The following is an 18,916-nucleotide window of genomic DNA, read 5'->3' as shown; positions in this document are numbered from 1 at the left end:
AAGCGAATACGATAATAGGTGCATTTACTTTTATTCGGACAAATTTTGCGCATGGGTAGAGAAAAATCATTGTTAGTTGATTCGGCTGCGGCATGGTGTCGATTATGTCTCGTGCTTTTGATGTCTGTCGTTGTTGGGGTTGGGATGTGGTCCATCGTGGTTAGTTTGCCAGCCATTCAATTAGACCTGGGAATTACGAGGGCGCAGGCATCTTTTCCATACGTCTCTACGATGATTGGGTATGGCTTGGGCGGTATTGCGTTTGGTCGTTTTTCGGACAAGCACGGGATCTACAAAACTGTAGTAGTTGGCATCTTTGCGATGGCTGCAGGCTATGGTTTGGCCTCGTTTGCCACTGGCGTTGGGTTTTTGAGTGTATCGCATGGTTTATTGATCGGTGTTGGCACGTCAACCACGTTTGGGCCACTTATCGCTCACGTATCTCATTGGTTCGAGCGCCGTAAGGGCGCCGCAGTCGGCATTATCGCCAGCGGCCAGTATTTGTCAGGTGCTATCTGGCCAACTATTTTGGAGGCGACTATACAAGATTTTGGTTGGCGGCAGACTTACTGGATTGTTGGCATAACACTTCTTGTTTTAGCGTTGCCTTTGTCTTTAGTCTTGAGACGTACGCCAACAAGACAAGGACAAGCCGCCGTTGCGGGGCAAGCATCATCACTTACCAGATGGCCGGTTTCCCCTTTTTGGTTGATTACCTTACTCATGATTTCAGTTTTTTGTTGTTGTGTCGCGATGTCTATGCCTCAGGTTCATCTGGTTGCATTTTGTGGGGACTTGGGTTTTGGCACGGCCACCGGAGCAAAAATGCTGTCAGTAATGCTTGCTTTTGGCGTGGTCAGCCGTCTGGGATTTGGTTGGTTGTCCGATCACATAGGCGGCTTGAAGACGGCAATAATAGGGGTATTTCTACAAGGCATTGGACTAGCGCTATTCTTATTTTTTGATACGCTTGTCTCGCTTTACCTCATCTCAGCGATCTTTGGTTTATTTCAAGGTGGCATTGTGCCAGCTTACGCTATGGCGGTTCGAGAGTACTTTCCTCAAAGGGTGGTCGGAGAGCGGGTTGGTATGGTGATGATGGCGTCTGTGTTGGGTATGGCTGTTGGTGGGTGGGCGCCTGGGTATCTTTTTGATCTCACTGGAGGGTATGACGCTGCTTTTGTGAACGGCTTGCTTTGGAACACCTTACCTTTGATTATCGTTGGTTGGATAATCATTCGTATTCGACAGATGCCCCCTGCGGCTTAAGAGCTTGCTCGCCAATCGAAAAATTTTATTATCTCGTATGTTTTCTTGCTTCAAACTCTCTGCGGTATCGATTAAGTAATCAGAACACGATCCGTAGTGTCCAGACGCTTTCATGGCAATTGAGACGACTCGATCTTCATCCAATTTTCCGGCATACGCAGAACTTGACCGGTCAATGACGAAGGTGACTGCGTGTATAACGCCTTGGGCTGTTTCGGCCCGTACCCATTTTGGAATATAGACATTGCCCAACATTTCTCGTCTCCAAAGTATTAGGAGGTTTATCCCTTTTTTTTCTGCCTGCAATTGATATGCGATTCCTCGGCATGATCCGCCGTAATCAAGTGCTAGAACTAAGCCTGGATTCTCGGGAGATCCTCGGTTAATCCGAGACCAACAATAGAATCCACGGTGGTAACCATGAATTAGGGCTGGGCGCTTGTCGACATACTCCAACATCGGGTTCCAGATGAGTGACCCGTAGCCAAAAACCCAAATAGGTTGATTTTTAGGTTGTTCTTTCAGGGTTCTGTTCAAGGAGTCAAGTAGTTGTTCTTCCGAGAGCATGATTGCGCTATGCCCTGATTGCTCCACTGCTCGTCGCACGGAGTCGTTTTCAAGCATGTTTCGTTTTATCTTTGTTTTTTCGTGAGGCGGCATTTTTTTGAGGTAACCTAGTGTGACGGTAACTCTTTTGGTAGTGATGCCTACAACTTACACCTTGAAGCCCCATATCGACAACCCGGTCGATAATTTTTCTGCATCAGTAATGATGGAGCGGTCAACGCAATTTCGTTGGCTCTTAACCTATGAAATATTAGGCAATACACAAGCAATAGCTTTCCCTGATAGGACGGCATCTGGAAGGAGTACAAAATTATGGGAAGAAACATGCTTTGAGCTTTTTATTCGTAATGTTGACGGTGAGTATGTTGAGTTTAATTTTGCTCCTTCGGGCCAGTGGGCATGCTTTCATTTTGATCGCTATCGAACAGGTATGAGAGATGTAAACCTTGATGCTCAGCCAAAAATATCGGTTGCTGTTACTCCTCAATTATTTCAGCTTAAAGTTTCGTTAGACTTGGCGGATGTTGGTTTGCTTGGTCGCCCAGATGCCACTCTTTTTATTGCACTAACCAGTGTTATGAAGTTGCAAGATCAGCGATACTGCTATTTCGCCTTAGAATTTCCGAGTGGCTCCCTTGATTTTCACCATCCGGCGGGATTTTTTGGAGTTTAAAAATGTTTAAGCAAAATGAAGGGTTGTTGCTATGAAATTTGGCCTTGACCGGCTTAGAGAAGAGGAGGCGCTACAACAACAGTTAGTGGGCAGTCGGCTGGCGTTGCTTGGGCACCCGGCGTCTGTTGACGAACATCTTACTCATGCCATTGATGTTATCTCAGGGATATCGAATTTAGAACTGGTCGCAGCATTTGGTCCGCAGCATGGGTTAAGGGGCAACAAACAGGACAACATGGTTGAATCTTCAGACTTTATAGATCCCGTTCATAAAATCCCAGTCTATTCTCTTTATGGGGACGTCAGGCGCCCAACACAGGCAATGATTGAAAGCTTTGATGTTTTGTTGGTGGACCTTCAAGACTTAGGTTGCCGTATTTACACGTTTATCACGACCTTACGTTACTTACTCGAGGCGTGTGCCAAATATAAAAAAAGAATTTGGGTTCTTGATCGGCCTAATCCGATTGGCAGACCTGTTGAAGGTCTTTTGCTCAAGCCTGGCTGGGAGAGCTTCGTAGGCGCTGGTTTGCTCCCAATGAGGCATGGGTTGACCCTCGGAGAGTTGGCGCAGTGGTTTGTCGACAAATACGAACTGGCGGCAGACTTAACGGTCGTTGAAATGGAGGGCTGGAACCCTTCGCATGGCCCTGGCTTTGGTTGGCCTTCGAGTGAGCGAACGTGGATCAATCCTAGTCCCAACGCGCCCAACTTAGCTATGGCGCGATGTTATCCAGGGACCGTGATGCTCGAAGGGTCATTATTGTCAGAAGGGCGTGGAACTACGCGTCCTTTAGAAATGTTTGGTGCGCCAGATCTTGCGGCTCAGCTTTTGATCGATTGTATGCGTCGTCTTGGTCCGGAATGGATGATGGGATGCACTTTAAGGGCTTGTTGGTTTGAGCCCACGTTTCATAAACACGCAGGGCATTTGTGTGAGGGTCTTCAGATTCACGTGGATGAGCCAAGTGGCTATGATCATCTTCAGTTTAAACCCTGGCGATTAATGTCTCTGGTTTTTAAAGCACTTAAGTCGCTCGATGGTGGCTATCCGTTGTGGCGAGAGTTTCATTACGAATATGAGAAAGACAGACTCGCCATTGATTTGATTAACGGTAGCCCTTTGCTTCGAGAGTGGGTGGAAGACGATAAAGCCAATACTCAAGATATGGAGGCTTTAGCTCGAGCGGATGAAACGTCATGGTTAGAAGAGAGGCGCGAATACCTAATCTATGACTGAATATATATATAATGTTTGCGACAACGCTCTATCCAATAATGGCAATAATTGAATTAACCATAAATTGGCTCTTGCAGTACCAGATTGAGCTCCTATGGTTAGGTCTAGTTTCAATCATCACTTTTTTGTCGGGTTTATTTGTAATGCCTTGGGTGATTTTGCGATTGCCCGAGGATTATTTTTTAAGGACAGAGGGTGATGCCAGAGTAAGTAATCGCTCTGTGGCGAAAATTTTTATATTTGTCGTTAAGAATGTGACTGGTAGTTTACTAGTGTGTATCGGGTTCTTGATGTTATTTTTACCTGGTCCGGGGGTATTGGTGGCGTTAATTGGATTTGTTCTAGTCGATGTGGCGGGAAAAAGACGAGTAATTGTTTGGGTTTTGAGGGTCACTAATTTACGTGAAATTATTAATAAGTTTCGGAGCGGGCAAGGGATGGCGCCTTTTAAATTTGAAGAGTAATTAATTTATTTTTGTGAAGGGAGTAAAAATGGCAAGTCATGCGACTGGAGAAGGAGGCATTCCACCGAGGAATGTTGAAAAAGACGGATTAACTCGTGTTTTTACCTTAGGTGGATCTTACGGGTTAAGAAATTACACGGTTAAGGGTTTGCGTGATCAAAAAGGGAAAAGAGTTCTTTGTGAGACCTTACCGTTTTCTGCTGAGGAGGCTGCTGCGGCTGAAGAAGCTGGGATCGATACCATGAAGATTCGGTTCGATCCAAAACAGCCCCACTTGGCAAAGGCAGTCCGAGATGCAGCACCAAAAACTTTTATGGCATTTTCGGTACCTTTAGTTGCAGCGGCGAGTGAAGATGAGGCCGTGCGCGTTGCTTATACCGCCATGGAGTTAGGCGCTGATGCGATTATGTGTCAATGGTCCCCACGTTTTGTAAGCGCAGCCGCTGAAGCGGGTGTTCCGATTCAAGGTCACGCCGGGCTTGTGCCACGCAAGAGCACATGGACGGGAGGGCTCAAGGCGGTAGGTAGAACTGTAGATGAGGCGCTTCGGGTTTATCAAGAAATCAAAACTTTAGAAGATGCTGGCGCATATGCCGTGGAGGTTGAGGTCGTTCCGGAGGAGTTATTGATCGAGATCAGTAAGCGCACGACATTGGTTACATCTTCAATCGGCGGTGGCAAAGGCGGCGATATTCAATTTTTATTTGCTGAAGATATTTTGGGCAATAGCCCACCACCTTATCCTCGACACTCGAAGCAGTATCGAAAGATTTATGAGTTGCAACAAGCAATTCATAACGAAAGAGTCGGTGGCTTTAAAGATTTTATCCAAGATGTTCGAGGCGGAACATTCCCTGGGCGAGAGCATGTGATCAAAGCTGCTGATACACTGATCGGTGAGTTTCTCGATCGAATAGATTGAGTAATCAATGTGCGGCTAGGTGCTCAACAAATAGATTAAGGGGTAACGAGCCTCTTAACTTTTGTAGACAACTAGCCGGAGAATTCGATCTTCGTTTGTATTGAGCCAGAAGACCGCTGTCGATCGCAGACACATAATGTACTAAAGTACGGGAGCAATAGGTGCGCAGGTTAGCATTACATTGGCAAATTATTATCGCGATTGTTCTTGCTGGGATTACTGGCTCAATTGTTAAGCATTACTCGCAAGGTGGCGAGTCAGTGGCGGTCTTGGGTATAGGCCTTAATGCGATCTTTGCATACGTTGGTCAATTATTCTTGAATGCCCTCAAAATGATCATCGTTCCACTTATCGCATCGTCTATTATCGTTGGGATGTGTGCTATCGGCAGTTCTGGGACTAAGTTAGCAAAAATCGGGATGCGTACATTATTGCTTTTTGCTGTAACAACGCTGTTCGCGATACTTGTTGGTTTAGCGCTGATTAATCTGGTCGCACCTGGTCAATATGAAGGGCGACCAGTGGGTGATTTATTGGCTTTTCAGAGTACCGATCCATATGTTCTCCAAGAGAAAATTGAAAATAAGGGCGCAAGTGACGTCGCCGAAATTTTTCTGCGCATGGTCCCGCCCAACATTATTAAAGCCGCTGCAGAGGGGGAGATGCTCGGGGTAATCTTTTTCTCGATCTTGTTTGGGTTTTTCATCACGAAATTATCTGATGAGTTGCGGTATCCTTTTGAGTGTTTCTGGGATGCCACGTTCAGAGTTATGATGGGAATGACTGAGTGGATAATGAAATTCGCACCCATCGGAGTTTTTGCACTTGTGGCAGGTGTTATTGCGAAGACGGGTTTTGACGCAGCTCGACCATTAGCAGTTTTTTCACTCACGGTTTTTGGGGGGCTATGTCTTCATGCGCTTGTCGTATTACCCTTAATGTTACGCAGCCTTGCTCGGGTGAATCCTTGGGCGACTCTTCGGGCAATGTCCCCGGCAATTCTTACGGCATTTTCAACGGCTTCTTCATCTGCAACGCTACCAGTTTCAATGAAGAGCTTGGAGAAGAATGTTGGCGTTTCGAATAATGTGTCTAGTTTTGTGTTGCCGTTGGGAGCGACAGTCAATATGAATGGTACGGCCCTTTATGAGTGTGCCGCCGCAATGTTTATTGCTCAAGCTTACGGATTGGATCTGACACTTGGCGTTCAATTTACGGTAGTGGTTATGGCACTCTTAACCTCAATTGGTGTTGCCGGAGTCCCTTCTGCTTCTTTAGTCGCCATTGCGATTATTTTAGGTGTGATTGGACTGCCAGTAGAGGCTATAGGTGTTCTCATGGTTTTTGATCGCGTGTTGGATATGTGTCGCACTAGTGTGAACATCTGGGCGGATGCCGTATGTGCCACTATCATTGCTCGACTCGAGGGTGAAAAAACACAAGTAGACTTGAAATAAAAATCTGCTCAACCTAGTCTCCGCTAGCTTTGTATTCGGCGAACGCTCCAACTGCCTTTGGTAACTGTAAGCAGAGCGTGAGTGTTCGATAGAAACAAGGACTGAGTAGCGCGATCCTTAGGCCAGAATTTTAAAGTCCTCCAGACCCTTCCAAGTAATGAAAAATAGCAGCGTTGAAATAAGCATGCTCTTTGTTAGGAGAAGGAACCAATCAGTGCTGGATCGGGGACTTAACCAATAATTATCGTATCTAAGACTCCAATGAGGGGAGTTGATACGTTAGCAATCATGATCGGAATCGCGATTTTAAATAGGTCTGTATGGCGGATAGACCTAAGTCTCTCGTCGAGCGTCATTTTTTTACTCGCGAGCCGTGGCTCGGGTCGCCATAAGCGCCTACGGGTTTTTTTTATAGTTTTTGGCGTATTGCTTGTAGACATCAACGCCGAACGAGAAAAGCTTTGTGTTTTCATCCGAGAGAGGTCGAGATTGTCTTGCTGGATTTCCTGACCAAATCATTCCTTCGATGACTACGGTATTCGGAGTGGTGACTGCGCCTGCAGCTACGACGCCTCTGTTTTGAACGATGGTACCTTTTCCTATTGACGAGCCCATACCAATGATGCAATTGTCGCCAATGTCACAAGCATTTAATCGTACGTTATGGCCTATGGTGACGCGCTTTCCAATTTTGAGGTGCTCACCAGGGTCTAGAGTAATTCGTGAGTTATCTTGAATGTTACTCGCTGTTCCTAATGAGACTGAAGCATTTTTAGCCGCTATTTCAACTCCAAACCAGATGCTCGACTCTGCCGCTATTTCTAAATGGCCTACGACAGCTGCAGTGGGGGCTATGTAAAAGTCATCGCCAGCATGTTCCGGGATACCTTGTCCTGGCTCATGTTTAATGCCGGCTACTGGATTTTTTGAAAGAACCCACTCTGCCCCGGATCCACTTTTTCTAGATTTGACGATGTCTCGAAGTTGTTCAAGCTCGTCGGGTTCAATTTTTCGTATTGGTTTGGCAGGCACTCCTTGGTAAAGCCAGCCAGGCTCAAGCTGCTTGCCCGTAGGAACAACGCTATCGCTGCAGATTACAGATCCTTTGCCAACGTTTGCGTTATCCATGACTACGGCATGTTCGCCTAGTAAACAGTCTTCAGCAATCGTACATCCGTGTACGAGACCAAATCTACCCACCGTTACGTGATTGCCCAATATCGCCCCATGAGTACTATCAGCAATATGAACTGTTGCATACTCGCCAAACCAACATTCTGAGCCCACGTTAATTGCTTCTCCATCGGCTCGTAAAGTTACAAGATCTTCGAAGTGGCAGCGTTCACCTATGGTAGTTCGGCCTATGATGGAGACCCAACGCTGGCTTGAACAGTGCTCAGAGACCTTAGGGTGAAAATCCAGATAAGGGATAATTTTCATGTGGGGCAACCTACTCTTTCGTGATTTACAGCAATTGCAGTTACGCAGCGAATCAAAGACCTAAAACGCTGGATTTTCCTGGTATGTACAACAGAGCGCTCTGAGTTTTTCAACGATATCATAAATGGTCGCGCCAACGTCAACGAGCTCAACACTGAAATGTTACATAGACCTTCGGTATTTTCCGCCAACCTCAAATAACGCATGGCTGATTTGGCCCAACGAACACACGCGAACGGCATCCATGAGAACTTCGAATACGTTTTGATTTTGAATGACAACAGTTTGTAGCCGTTCTAGCATCGCTGCAGATTCGTCGCTGTGTTTTTCTTGAAATGCTTTGAGCCGATTAAGCTGAGATTGCTTCTCTTCCTCGGATGAGCGAATTAAATCGACTGGTTCCAGCTTGGTATCCCCGTTCGGGTTTCGGAATGTATTGACGCCGATTAGCGGATGGCTACCATCATGTTTTTTATGCTCATAATATAATGACTCTTCTTGGATCTTTCCTCTTTGGTATCCCAGCTCCATGGCACCTAACACACCCCCTCGTTCGGAAATTGAATCGAACTCTTTGAGCACAGACTCTTCTACTAAATCAGTAAGTTCTTCAATAATAAAGCTGCCTTGGTTGGAGTTTTCGTTTTTTGCTAGCCCCCACTCGCGATTAATAATTAACTGTATTGCCATAGCGCGACGTACACTCTCCTCTGTAGGTGTGGTGATGGCCTCATCATAGGCATTTGTGTGCAGAGAGTTCGCATTGTCATAGGTCGCGATTAGGGCCTGAAGCGTGGTTCTAATGTCATTGAAGTGAATTTCTTGAGCGTGCAGCGATCGACCAGATGTTTGGCAGTGATATTTTAGTTTTTGTGATCTCTCGTTTGCTCCGTAACGATCTCGCATAGCGACTGCCCATATTCTTCGAGCTACCCTGCCTATAACAGTGTATTCAGGATCCAAGCCATTACTAAAAAAGAAACTTAAGTTTGGCGCGAAATCGTCGATTTTCATGCCGCGTGCTAGATAAGCTTCAACGAAAGAAAATCCGTTACTGAGCGTAAATGCAAGCTGCGAAATCGGGTTGGCGCCAGCTTCGGCGATATGGTAGCCGGAGATGGAAACCGAGTAGAAATTCCTAACATTTTGGTCAATGAAGTATTGCTGCACATCGCCCATGACTTTCAAACTAAACTCAGTAGAAAAAATACAGGTATTCTGCCCCTGATCTTCTTTGAGAATATCCGCTTGTACTGTTCCCCTTACGGTGCTCAGGGTTTGTTTTTTGATGCTATCTTTTTCGGCTTCAGAGGGTTCTCGTCCTTCTTGCTCCTTGAACTTGTCGAATTGTTGATCAATGGCTGTATTCATGAACATAGCGAGAATCGTTGGTGCAGGACCGTTGATTGTCATGGAGACGCTGTTCGTTGGCGCGCAAAGATCAAATCCTGAGTAAAGAACTTTCATGTCCTCAAGTGTGGCAATTGATACTCCTGAATTGCCAATTTTTCCGTATATATCAGGTCTCAGGTCTGGGTCAAAGCCATATAACGTGACCGAATCAAAAGCTGTTGATAGCCGTTTCGCGAGCATATCCTTGGACAGAAGGTGAAAGCGTTTATTTGTTCTAAATGCATCTCCTTCGCCAGCAAACATTCTTGTTGGGTCTTCATTTTCTCTTTTGAAAGGAAATGCGCCGCCTGTGAACGGGAAATATCCAGGCAGGTTCTCGAGCAGTAGCCACTTCAGGATTTCACCTTCATCTTCAAATTTAGGTAATGAGACTCGAGGTATCAGGCTGCCTGACAATGACTGATATTTAAGTTCTGTGCGAATTTCTTCTTCTCGTATTGTTACAATGTGGTGCTCTCCCGAATACGTATTTTTGAGTTTAGGCCAATTAGAGAGGAGGTTTTTACTATTCGGATGGAGTCTATGGTCTCGGTCAGAAACTAAACGTTGAATGTGCGATACATCTCCGTTTGTTTCTTCCTTAACTATGGCAGCTGCAGATTTAAGTTGTTGGCGTTCGCGCGCTAAACGTGATTCGGTGAGCACACGTTTTTTGTATGAACGTATGGTGTTTGAAATTTCCGCAAGGTAGCGCGTCCGATCAGGAGGAATAATACTGGTGACCTTTGTAGAGGATTTGCCTTTGACGTTAGGCAGTTTTCGGCCTACCCTCACCAGACCATGTTCGACTAGAGCATCAGCGACGGTGTGATAGAGTGCAGTCACTCCACTATCATTGAATCGTGATGCGATCGTCCCGAAAACGGGCATAGCACTCGGGCTTTCGTTGAACTTCTGGTGATTGCGTTGATATTGTTTTGATACATCGCGAAGCGCATCCTCAGCGCCGCGGCGATCAAATTTGTTTATCGCAACGAGATCAGCAAAGTCGAGCATGTCTATCTTCTCAAGCTGGCTAGCTGCGCCGTATTCTGGGGTCATGACGTATAGGGATACATCTACAAAAGGCACTATTGCGGCGTCACCTTGGCCAATGCCTGAGGTTTCGATAATGATTAGATCAAACCCGCTACACTTACATGCCGCGATGGCTCCAGGCAGGCAATCAGCCACCTCTCTCCCCCCGCTTCGGGTTGCAAGTGAGCGCATATATATCTTTACGCCGTCAAGCGCATTCATTCGAATGCGATCGCCCAATAACGCGCCACCTGTTTTGCGTCGAGATGGATCAACGGCAATGACTGCGATATTGAGGTTGTCTCCTTCATCAAGTCTAAACCGTCGAATTAACTCATCGGTTAATGAAGATTTCCCCGCCCCTCCAGTGCCTGTTATACCCAGGACGGGAATCTTGTTTACCAGGCTTCCTGCGTGGGCCAAGATGCTTTGATAGAAATCGCTATCTATCGATTTGTCTTCGATAGCCGAGATTACTCTTGCCAGCTCGCCGTGAGCAGATTTGGAGATTGAGTCAAGGGAGCCAACTAAAGCGGGTGATTTCGCCTTTCGTGCCCGTTGGATCATGTCGTCGATCATTCCCTGAAGACCCATGGTAGCGCCATCTTCGGGTGAGTAAATTTTCGCTATGCCATATTCGTGTAGTTCTTTAATTTCAGTTGGGACGATGACGCCACCACCGCCACCAAACACCCGAATATGTCCGACGCCTCTTTCGCGGAGCAGATCGATCATATATTTGAAATATTCAATGTGGCCGCCTTGATAAGAGCTAACGGCGATACCTTTCGCATCCTCTTGAACCGCAGCTGTAACGATTTCGTCGACAGACCGATTGTGTCCAAGGTGAATAACTTCCGTGCCACTGCCTTGCAGCATTCGTCTTATGATATTGATGGAGGCATCATGGCCATCGAAAAGGCTGGCCGCAGTCACAAATCTTATTTTTGCCCCAATGCCGGCGGGATCGGTAAGCGGATTGTCTTTTAAGTTTGTCATTAATTATCAGTACTCAAAATAGAAGGTGTAGAGAGCTATCGTGAAAATTTTTAAAGGTCCTTCGGCTCATTGAATAAATCATTTGTCCCATCAAAAGGACGATTGCTAAATTGCTTTTATGTTATTTCTTGCAAAATTCCTTCACGCGCTTCTTCAGAGATTTGACGGCAGCCTGCATTAAATTTAGCCATCTCCTCTGATTTTACATGACCGTAGCCTCTTGTTTCCGATGGTAGCTCAATGATCTCTTTTGGTACATTTTTATTAAATACCTCTGACTTGGCGAGATTTTTCTCAACCATTGTGATGTAATCCGCCACCAGCTGCCTTGAGAGGTTTTTGCGCGCAGGTTTTTATCAAAAATTCAGGGATTTGCCATGCTAAGTCAACTTTATGTATTGTGCACCCTAAAAGATAGGTCAATCTCGCCACCTATTGAGCCCTCTAATGGAATGAACGTATGATGCGTTGTAGTCAAGGATTGTGTCTGAAGGGACGACCACTTTGTTAGATGCGGCAGGTACCGAGCACGAAGTAACTTCTGGAGTAACCAGAATTGTGTGTGTTGTACCGAGTATTACCGAGCTACTTTTTGAGTTAGGTTTGGGAGATATGGTTGTCGGTCGAACGGGATTCTGTTTTTATCCGAAAGATGTGGTTAAACGTGTTCCTAAAGTTGGTGGCACGAAAGATTTTGATTTAGACAAGCTGCGATCTCTCCGCCCTACGCACCTGATTGTGAATGTCGATGAGAATCCAAAGGAGTTGGTTGACTCCGCCCGCAGCTTCATTCCTAACATCGTTGTAACGCACCCGCTTGGCCCCAAAGACAATGTGTCTTTATACCAATTGATGGGGCATCTGTTCCGCGCCACAGAACACGCTGAACGATTGACGGAGCTCTTTTCGGCGTCTTATCACTCCGCTATAGATCAGACGAGTAAGCTTAATCGTGAGCGCGTGTTATATCTTATTTGGAAAAAACCTTGGATGACGATTGGCCTAGATACTTATATTGCTCGCGTTTTGGCATCTGTGGGGTATGATCACATTGAATTAGATACTTCGATTCGATATCCTGAAGTAAACATTGAGCGCCTTGCTAGCAAGGTTGATCATATTTTGCTCTCGACAGAACCTTTTGCTTTTCGAAAAAAGGATGTTCAAGAGCTCCAAGCTGCAGTATGTCTTTTCGGTAAGCCTAAGGTTTCTTTGATTGATGCTGAGATGACATCTTGGTACGGCTCGCGGGCAATAAAGGGCTATGACTATTTGGCGGCTTTTCGAGCAGCTTAAGACTGCTACTCCGACGCGCAAAAATAGTGTGTCGATAAAACTGAATTCGAAATTCATATTGATTAGATTAGGCTCTTGTCGTCGTTAATTAATAAACTTTGCTGTTTATGAATAGATTGAAGCTACACCCTACATTAGTCGATCAGATTTATGAGGAAATTCTTTCTGAAATCGCTGAGGGAAAGTTTAATAAGAATAATCGACTTAAGTAGAAGTAAATTGCGCCAGTTTGCCGATGCTGTATACAACAAATTAAAAAATAATTATTAATCAATTAAAGTAATTAATAGGCCCGTTACATTGGATGCTGTATGTCTTTCGTTTCATCGGTTGTTGTTGGTTTTTTTATCTGCCCATATGATTGGAATTTTTTCAATACAGTTTGCATTTCTATTTTGGATAAAACTTTTGGTTTTCCAATTTGTAATGCCCTCCAGTATTGCTCACATAGCGCCTCGACTTCAACAGCTAGCTTAAGCGCTCTCTCGAGCGTTTCTTCAATACAGATCATGCCATGATTTGCTAGTAGGCAAGCTTTACGATCTTTAAGTGCTGAAAGTGCCGAATCAGAAAGTTTTTGTGTTCCAAACGTTGCGTATGTTGCACATCGGATATTGTCACCGCCACAGATTGCGACCATGTAATGGAATGCTGGGATGTTCATCCGAAGGCAAGAAAGGGATGTTGCGAAGCTCGAGTGAGTATGCACGATCGCCCCTACGTCAGAACGGTTATGGTAGATATCGTGATGGAAACGCCATTCAGAAGAGGGCGCGAATTTCCCATGTGGTTTGGCCAACTTATCAATGTAGACGATATCGTTAGGTTTGGTCATTTCATAGCGCAATCCAGAAGGAGTTATTAGACATCCTTGATTATGACGAGCGCTAACATTTCCTGAGGTACCTCGATTAATGCCTAACGCGTTCATTGCGATCGAGGTTTTGATAATTTGGCGACGGATATTGAGTGCTGTGGTCATTAGTTAGCTATTAATTTTTTATGAATTGTATAACACCATCCTTTGTTGCACTTGCCTCGCGAATGAGTTCTCCCTCCCACCAGAGAAAATTAAGGTGTGCAATTGCTTCGCCCATTGCAAAAAATGTCTGATAAGCATCAAGTGTTCTTTCGAACAATGTAGGTAATATCTGGAATGCATTCTTTGGTTCATTACAAATAGAGAGGAGTTTATTGAGGCGCTCTTCGTGATGTATTTTAAGTTGTTGGATTCTAGCGTGCATTCCCACAAATGGTAGGCCATGCGAGGGGAGTACGAGCGTGTCAATCGGAAGATTTTCAAAGCGATCAATAGATGTTAAAAACTCCTTTAATGGATTGCTTTCTTGGCTATGAGGCCAAACCGCAATATTGGTCGATATCTTTGGAAGTAACATGTCGCCAGAGATAAGCACTTGTTCCTTTTCGCAGAAAAGAGAGAGGTGCTCTGGGGAGTGCCCGCTTCCGACTATGGCTTGCCAAGATCCTTCACAGATGTCTAATTTATCTCCATTTGTGATTCTCAGGAAAGAGGTTGGTAGCGAGCGAACCAATGGTTTGTAATGATCGCTCTTTGTCGCGACGGTGCTAACTTCATCGTTGGGTAGTCCATGTGCCCGAAATAATTCTCCGAGTGCGTGTGCGGTGTGTGTGGCAGCACTTTCGAAGATTGCATGAGCTGTTAAGAACTCTGAAGGAGTCATCCATACCGATGCGTGCGTTCGTTTGCTCAACCAGTCGGCGTTCCCAATGTGGTCTGGATGGCAGTGAGTCACGATAATTTTTGAGATTTCAGAACCACTGAGTTCATCATCTAGGATTTGCTTCCAACCGTCTTGGCTTCGGTCATCGGAGATCCCCGTGTCTACAATAACCCACTTGTCCTGGTCTTGAATTAGCCAAGTGTTGATATGGTCTAGAGCGAAGGGTAACTGGTGTCGACACCAGTGAATCCCATTGGCTACTTGTTGATACGTGCCTGTTTCAGGGATTACTGCAAATGGAAAGCTGAGAGAAGATGACAAGTGAGATGATTGTTTTATAGACATGTAGAACTCTTAGGGCTTTAAGCCCTCGCTTTTTGAAACGTGCTTGGATAATGGTAATTATATAGGTTGCAATTCTAATGAGGCTGAAAACCCTTCGTAAAAGGATTTAGCTCGGTGACGTATTATAATCATCAAAATAAAAATAATTGTCGAGGTGCGAAGTCATTTTGAGGTCGCAGTTGGGACCGGGTTTGTTTATCTAGATTTAACTTGGACGAAAAGACTTTAGAGGTCAAATAAAAATGAATACACATGATGTGGTGATTGTCTCGCTCGCGCGAACTCCTATGGGGGGCTTTCAGGGAGTCTTCAAGAGTCTAACGGCATCCGAGTTAGGAGCTGTATCAATTAAAGCTGCAGTTGAGCGGGCTCAAGTATCCGTCGAGTTGATCGAAGAGGTGGTTATGGGCTGTGTGCTGCCTGCCGGACAGGGGCAAGCGCCATGTAGGCAGGCATCGATTGGTGCTGGACTGCCGCTCTCAGTCGGTTGTACAACGATTAATAAAATGTGTGGTTCGGGAATGAAGGCGGTGATGTTCACACATGATTTGATCAAAGCCGGCAGCGCTCAAATCGCCGTGGCGGGAGGTATGGAGAGCATGACGAATGCACCCTATCTTTTGCCGCGCGTGCGTTCAGGTTACCGACTCGGACATCAAGAGGTTAAGGATCATATGTTTCTTGATGGGCTCGAGGATGCGTATGACAAGGGACGTTTAATGGGTGCTTTTGCAGAGGATTGTGCTGCGGCATACCAATTTTCGAGAGAAGAACAGGACGCTTTTTCGATAACGTCACTTGAGCGTGCTAAGAGGGCCAACGAGGATGGTTCTTTTGATTGGGAGATTGTGCCGGTTGATGTTCCCACCAAAGAAAAAGAAGAGTGCATCCGCCGAGATGAGCAGCCGTTTAAGGCAGATTTCGAAAAGATTCCAAATCTTAAACCTGTATTTAAAAAAGATGGAACTGTAACAGCAGCGAATTCGAGTTCGATATCTGACGGTGCGGCGGCTCTGGTTTTGATGTCCCGAAAGGCTGCAAATGAGCTCGGTATAACTCCTCTCGCTCGGATTGTTGCGCACTCAACGCATGCCCAGGAACCTGGGTTATTTACTACAGCGCCAATTGGTGCTTTAGGAAAGATTTTTGTCAAAACTGGTTGGTCCGCTAAAGATATCGACTTATTTGAAATAAACGAGGCTTTTGCCGTTGTTCCGATGGCTGCTATGGAGGAGTATAAACTTGATCACCGAAGAGTTAACGTACATGGTGGAGCCTGTGCGCTTGGTCATCCTATTGGGGCATCGGGGGCCAGAATTTTAGTGACGTTAATCGGAGCGCTGCGCAAGATGGGAGGGCGAAGAGGTGTGGCATCTCTTTGTATTGGTGGTGGAGAGGCTACTGCAATGGCTCTTGAGGTTGAGAGTTTCTAGTAATTGAAGATTTGATGATTTGGGTCGATAAGGAAATTGGAGATGGGAGTTGCTATTAAAGAGATAGAGTTTTATTTTGATTTTTCGTCGCCATTTGGATATTTTGCAGCTACCAAAATTAGGGCGATTGGTGATGAGTTTGGCCGGGAAATTTCTTGGAAACCGTTTATGCTTGGTGTAGCATTCAAAGTGACGGGTGGTATGCCTCTTCCGATGTGGCCTTTGAAGGGGGAGTACTCCAAAAGAGATATGGAGCGCACCTCAAGGCTATGGGGTATCCCTTATGAACAACCTGATAAATTTCCGATTTCTACTCAAGTGCCTTGTCGCTTAATCTATTGGCTGTAAGCTGCAGCACCAGAAAGGCAAGAAGAAGCAATTTTGAAGTTGTATGAGGCGTATTTCGTAAAAGGGTTAGATATATCCTCGCCTGAAGTTGCCGCTCAGGTTGTTTCTTCAATTAAGGGGTCTCAGGAGGAGTTGATTGCCGCGACCTAGGATCCACAAATGAAAGTGCGTTTGAAAGACGAATGCGACATAGCTATTCAAAAAGGTGTTTTTGGATCTTCATATATCATTGTCGATGGCGAGCCATTTTGGGGCTCTGACCGCCTCGACCAGGTTAGAGAATGGTTACGAACTGGTGGGTTTTAAAAGGGGATAAAATGATCTTGAAGAAGGGGATTAAGGATTTAGTTTCAGAGGCAAATCAAGCGGTTCGAACCATACTGATTGATGAGGCTGTTGCGAAAATCGATGATCCTGACCCGCTGTTTGTGGATATTAGGGATGTGCGGGAGTTAGAGCGAGAAGGAATGATTCCTGGTGCATTTCACGCTCCGAGAGGAATGTTAGAGTTCTGGATTGATCCAGATAGCCCGTATTACAAAAAGGTCTTTGGCAGTAGAAAGTTTTTTTATTTTTATTGTGCTTCTGGGTGGCGATCTGCCTTAGCGACGAAGACGGCCCAAGATATGGGATTGGAGGATGTTGCACATATCGAGGGCGGATTTAATAATTGGAAACAAGTTGGCGGGCCAGTCTCCGAAAGGTTTAAAGTTGTAGCGAAATGAATAAAATTAAAACCAAATTAAATGTTCGGTCTGAGGAGTTCCTTAGTAGTCGGACAGCTATGGAAGCATTGGTAGGAGACTTGAAGCAAAAATATGAGCAAGTCTGCGTTGGTGGCTCTGAAGCGGCGCGAGCAAAACACGTAGCTAGAGGTAAGCTGCTACCGCGCCAGAGGATTGATGCGTTACTAGACGATGGGGCGCCGTTTCTAGAGCTGTCCCAGCTTGCTGCTTACGGCATGTATGACAACGTAGTTCCCTCAGCAGGCATTGTGACCGGAATAGGTCGGGTATCCGGAGTGGAATGCATGATAGTGGCTAATGATGCCACGGTTAAGGGCGGTACTTATTTTCCGATGACGGTTAAAAAGCATCTCAGAGCTCAAGAAGTTGCACAGCAAAATAATTTGACTTGTATTTATCTCGTTGATTCTGGCGGAGGGAACCTTCCTAATCAGGATGAAATCTTTGCGGATAGGGAGCATTTTGGTCGTATATTTTTTAACCAAGCAAATATGTCGTCGCAGGGCATTCCACAGATTGCATGTGTAATGGGTTCTTGTACGGCGGGTGGCGCTTATGTGCCTGCGATGTCAGATGAGTCAGTGATCGTCAAGCAACAAGGTACTATCTTCCTGGGGGGGCCACCTTTGGTGAAGGCGGCTACTGGGGAGGTCGTTAGCGCAGAGGACCTCGGTGGAGCAGACGTTCATGCGAGGGTATCAGGAGTTGTAGATCACTACGCACAAAATGATCACCATGCACTTGAGACTGTGCGGACGATTGTACGTAATTTGAATCGAACAAAATCAGTTGATTTGAATATTATTAATCCAGTTGAGCCAATCTATACGGCCGAGGAAATATACGGAGTTGTTCCACAAGACCTGCGCAAGCCATACGACGTAAGAGAAATTATTGCTCGTGTTGTTGACGGCAGTGAATTTGATGAGTTTAAGGCGTTATATGGCACAACGCTTGTGACCGGTTTTGCACGCATTAACGGTTATCCTGTAGGGATTATAGCTAACAACGGTATTTTATTTTCCGAGTCTTCTCTGAAGGGCGCTCATTTTATTGAGCTCTGTTGTCAGCGAAAAATTCCGTTGGTCTTTTTGCAAAACATTACTGGATTTATGGTGGGCCAAAAATATGAATCTGGTGGTATCGCGAAGGATGGCGCGAAGTTAGTTACTGCGGTAGCTACCGCTAAAGTACCTAAATTCACTGTGATCATCGGAGGTAGTTTTGGAGCAGGCAACTACGGGATGTGTGGACGAGCTTATTCACCACGATTTCTTTGGATGTGGCCTAACGCCAGAATATCAATAATGGGTGGTGAGCAGGCTGCAAGTGTGCTCTCAACGGTGAAGCGCGAAGCTATGGAGCATACGGGGCAGACTTGGTCGGCTGCTGAAGAGGAGTCTTTTAGAAAGCCGTTAATGGAGCAATATGAGCATCAAGGCCACCCCTATTATGCAACCGCTCGGCTATGGGATGACGGGATTATCGATCCGGCGCAGACCCGGCGCGTTTTGAGCCTAGCAATTTCCGCAGCGCTCAATGCGCCTATTTCTGAAACGCGATTTGGCGTATTTCGAATGTAAT

At 45.6% G+C, this 18,916-nt stretch carries 18 protein-coding genes; 12 read left to right on the top strand and 6 right to left on the bottom strand.

Annotated elements, in window-relative coordinates; translation table 11 throughout:
• Positions 1–18 precede the first annotated feature (18 nt).
• Positions 19–1,269: an MFS transporter gene (locus O3A65_03130; protein ID MDA1331459.1), complete on the top strand. Its 1,251-nt coding sequence runs from the start codon at positions 19–21 to the stop codon at positions 1,267–1,269.
• On the opposite strand, the gene O3A65_03125 is transcribed toward O3A65_03130, so the two are convergent.
• Positions 1,207–1,929 carry a gamma-glutamylcyclotransferase gene (locus O3A65_03125; GenBank protein MDA1331458.1) on the bottom strand — a complete coding sequence of 241 codons (723 nt, stop codon included), beginning with the start codon at positions 1,927–1,929 and terminating at the stop codon, positions 1,207–1,209. The genes O3A65_03130 and O3A65_03125 overlap by 63 nt on opposite strands.
• Before the next feature lie 19 nt (positions 1,930–1,948).
• On the opposite strand from O3A65_03125, the gene O3A65_03120 reads away from it, so the two are divergent.
• From O3A65_03120 to O3A65_03100, 5 genes are all read left to right on the top strand, one after another.
• The gene (locus tag O3A65_03120) at positions 1,949–2,509 is read left to right on the top strand and encodes a hypothetical protein (protein ID MDA1331457.1); all 561 of its coding nucleotides are present in this window, start codon (positions 1,949–1,951) and stop codon (positions 2,507–2,509) included.
• A 31-nt stretch (positions 2,510–2,540) separates the two neighbouring features.
• Positions 2,541–3,749 (top strand): DUF1343 domain-containing protein, encoded by a 1,209-nt coding sequence (locus tag O3A65_03115; GenBank protein MDA1331456.1) that lies wholly within the window; start codon positions 2,541–2,543, stop codon positions 3,747–3,749.
• Between the two features lie 38 nt (positions 3,750–3,787).
• Positions 3,788–4,213, top strand: coding sequence for a hypothetical protein (locus tag O3A65_03110; GenBank protein MDA1331455.1), 426 nt, complete (start codon positions 3,788–3,790; stop codon positions 4,211–4,213).
• 28 nt (positions 4,214–4,241) lie between these two features.
• Positions 4,242–5,135 (top strand): 3-methyl-2-oxobutanoate hydroxymethyltransferase, encoded by an 894-nt coding sequence (locus O3A65_03105; GenBank protein ID MDA1331454.1) that lies wholly within the window; start codon positions 4,242–4,244, stop codon positions 5,133–5,135.
• Positions 5,136–5,296: 161 nt separating this feature from the next.
• Positions 5,297–6,592 (top strand): dicarboxylate/amino acid:cation symporter, encoded by a 1,296-nt coding sequence (locus tag O3A65_03100; protein MDA1331453.1) that lies wholly within the window; start codon positions 5,297–5,299, stop codon positions 6,590–6,592.
• A 396-nt stretch (positions 6,593–6,988) separates the two neighbouring features.
• On the opposite strand, the gene O3A65_03095 is transcribed toward O3A65_03100, so the two are convergent.
• From O3A65_03095 to O3A65_03085, 3 genes are all read right to left on the bottom strand, one after another.
• The gene (locus O3A65_03095; protein ID MDA1331452.1) at positions 6,989–8,032 is read right to left on the bottom strand and encodes a gamma carbonic anhydrase family protein; all 1,044 of its coding nucleotides are present in this window, start codon (positions 8,030–8,032) and stop codon (positions 6,989–6,991) included.
• Positions 8,033–8,194: 162 nt separating this feature from the next.
• Positions 8,195–11,461 carry a methylmalonyl-CoA mutase family protein gene (locus tag O3A65_03090; GenBank protein ID MDA1331451.1) on the bottom strand — a complete coding sequence of 1,089 codons (3,267 nt, stop codon included), beginning with the start codon at positions 11,459–11,461 and terminating at the stop codon, positions 8,195–8,197.
• Positions 11,462–11,577: 116 nt separating this feature from the next.
• Positions 11,578–11,763, bottom strand: coding sequence for a hypothetical protein (locus O3A65_03085; GenBank protein MDA1331450.1), 186 nt, complete (start codon positions 11,761–11,763; stop codon positions 11,578–11,580).
• A gap of 181 nt (positions 11,764–11,944) precedes the next feature.
• On the opposite strand from O3A65_03085, the gene O3A65_03080 reads away from it, so the two are divergent.
• On the top strand, positions 11,945–12,757 hold the full coding sequence (locus tag O3A65_03080) for a helical backbone metal receptor (GenBank protein MDA1331449.1): 813 nt from the start codon (positions 11,945–11,947) through the stop codon (positions 12,755–12,757).
• Between the two features lie 295 nt (positions 12,758–13,052).
• Here the strand turns inward: O3A65_03080 and O3A65_03075 are convergent, their stop codons facing one another.
• Both O3A65_03075 and O3A65_03070 read right to left on the bottom strand, forming a co-directional pair.
• Entirely contained in the window at positions 13,053–13,739 is a 687-nt protein-coding gene (locus tag O3A65_03075) for a class II aldolase/adducin family protein (GenBank protein ID MDA1331448.1), read from the bottom strand.
• A 10-nt stretch (positions 13,740–13,749) separates the two neighbouring features.
• Entirely contained in the window at positions 13,750–14,805 is a 1,056-nt protein-coding gene (locus O3A65_03070) for an MBL fold metallo-hydrolase (protein ID MDA1331447.1), read from the bottom strand.
• A gap of 242 nt (positions 14,806–15,047) precedes the next feature.
• Between O3A65_03070 and O3A65_03065 the strand changes: the two genes are divergently transcribed.
• The 5 genes from O3A65_03065 (at position 15,048) to O3A65_03045 (ending at position 18,915) form a co-directional block, all read left to right on the top strand.
• The gene (locus O3A65_03065) at positions 15,048–16,238 is read left to right on the top strand and encodes an acetyl-CoA C-acetyltransferase (protein MDA1331446.1); all 1,191 of its coding nucleotides are present in this window, start codon (positions 15,048–15,050) and stop codon (positions 16,236–16,238) included.
• Positions 16,239–16,280: 42 nt separating this feature from the next.
• The gene (locus O3A65_03060) at positions 16,281–16,586 is read left to right on the top strand and encodes a DsbA family protein (protein MDA1331445.1); all 306 of its coding nucleotides are present in this window, start codon (positions 16,281–16,283) and stop codon (positions 16,584–16,586) included.
• Positions 16,587–16,745: 159 nt separating this feature from the next.
• Entirely contained in the window at positions 16,746–16,892 is a 147-nt protein-coding gene (locus O3A65_03055) for a hypothetical protein (GenBank protein ID MDA1331444.1), read from the top strand.
• 11 nt (positions 16,893–16,903) lie between these two features.
• Positions 16,904–17,311: a rhodanese-like domain-containing protein gene (locus O3A65_03050; protein MDA1331443.1), complete on the top strand. Its 408-nt coding sequence runs from the start codon at positions 16,904–16,906 to the stop codon at positions 17,309–17,311.
• The gene (locus tag O3A65_03045) at positions 17,308–18,915 is read left to right on the top strand and encodes a methylcrotonoyl-CoA carboxylase (GenBank protein ID MDA1331442.1); all 1,608 of its coding nucleotides are present in this window, start codon (positions 17,308–17,310) and stop codon (positions 18,913–18,915) included. The genes O3A65_03050 and O3A65_03045 overlap by 4 nt, the downstream gene beginning before the upstream one ends.
• Position 18,916: the final 1 nt, after the last annotated feature.

Source organism: Pseudomonadota bacterium (genome assembly GCA_027624715.1).
Classification (GTDB): domain Bacteria; phylum Pseudomonadota; class Gammaproteobacteria; order Burkholderiales; family Eutrophovitaceae; genus Eutrophovita.
Note: the sequence above shows the minus strand (reverse complement) of the source record. Positions and strands in the feature narration are given on the sequence as shown.